This window comes from Streptomyces monashensis (assembly GCF_001866665.1).
In the GTDB taxonomy this organism is placed as follows: Bacteria; Actinomycetota; Actinomycetes; order Streptomycetales; family Streptomycetaceae; genus Streptomyces; species Streptomyces monashensis.
In genome coordinates this window covers 1-549 of sequence record NZ_MLYO01000172.1, presented here as the reverse complement: position 1 = coordinate 549, position 549 = coordinate 1, and the positions used below count along the sequence as shown (strand labels likewise).

1 protein-coding gene is annotated in these 549 nt (G+C 72.1%); it reads right to left on the bottom strand.

The genetic code is table 11. The features are described 5' to 3' along the window. Positions 1-494 (bottom strand): polyketide synthase dehydratase domain-containing protein (locus BIV23_RS44970; protein ID WP_245790954.1); only part of this gene is annotated, 494 nt, incomplete at its 3' end. Positions 495-549 lie beyond the last annotated feature (55 nt).

Below are 549 nucleotides of genomic sequence, written 5' to 3'. Positions count from 1 at the left end.
GTGTGCAGGGCGGCGTCGAGGAGGGCGGGATGGACACCGTAGCCGTCGGGCTTCAGACCCTCGGGCAGGCGCACGATCCCGTACGCGCTGCTGCCGTCCCGCCACAGCTCCGCCAACCCCTGGAACGCCGGGCCGTACACCAGCCCACGCCCCGCGAACTCCTCGTAGAACCCGTCGAGATCGACCCGCTCGGCACCCGGAACCGGCCACTGCGCCAACTCCGCGAACACCTCCGGAACCACCTCGGCCACCGGACCGAGCTCACCAGCCGCATGCCGACGCCACGGCACATCCTCGGCCGCATCCTCACGACGGCTGAACACCGCCACCGGACGCCGCCCCCCGACCGTCTCCGCCCCGACCGTCACCTGCAGCCGCACCGCCGCATCCTCTGCCAGCACCAACGGCTCCAGCAGCGTCAGCTCACTCACCTCACCGGCGCCCACGTGATGGGCGGCGGTCAGGGCAAGCTCCAGCAGGCCGGTGCCGGGCACCAGGACGGTACCGAACGCGGCATGCTCCGCCAGCCACGGCTGCTCCGCCAAAGAC